This is a genomic window from Streptomyces sp. NRRL S-350 (assembly GCF_000719705.1).
Classification (GTDB): domain Bacteria; phylum Actinomycetota; class Actinomycetes; order Streptomycetales; family Streptomycetaceae; genus Kitasatospora.
Window position 1 is genome coordinate 1 of record NZ_JOHO01000193.1, and the last position, 655, is coordinate 655.

The window sequence follows — 655 nt, forward strand, 5'->3', positions numbered from 1 at the left end:
CTCGACCTCCCCGACGCCGCCCGCCTCGTCACCACCCGCGCCCGACTCATGCAATCCGCCCCCACCGGCGGCACCATGATCGCCATCCAAGCCACCGAAGACGAACTCCGCGAACACCTCACCGACACCGTCTCCATCGCCGCCCTCAACGCCGCCGACTCCACCGTCATCTCCGGCGACCCCCACACCGCCCAACACATCGCCGAACACTTCAAGAACCTCGGCCGCAAGACCCGCACCCTCACCGTCTCCCACGCCTTCCACTCACCCCACATGGACCCCATCCTCGACGCCTTCCACGCCGAGGCCACCCACCTCACCTACCACCAACCCCACATCCCCCTCGTCTCCAACCTCACCGGCCAACTCACCACCCAACCCACCACCCCCGACTACTGGACCCAACACATCCGCCAAACCGTCCGCTTCACCGACACCCTCCACACCCTCGCCGACCAGGGCGTCACCACCTTCGTCGAACTCGGCCCCGACCCCATCCTCACCGCCCTCACCCACACCACCCTCGACACCACCCCCGATGCCGAGAACCCGCTCGCCATCAGCGCCCTCCGCAAGAACCACCCCGAAACCCACACCACCACCACAACCCTCGCCACCCTCCACACCCACGGCCACCCCGTCACCTGGCCCACCC

Annotated in this window: 1 protein-coding gene; it reads left to right on the forward strand. The window is 68.1% G+C overall.

Features of this window, described 5'->3' with window-relative positions; all coding sequences use genetic code 11:
- Nucleotides 1-655 (forward strand): acyltransferase domain-containing protein (locus tag IF30_RS42895; RefSeq protein WP_037903174.1); only part of this gene is annotated, 655 nt, incomplete at both ends.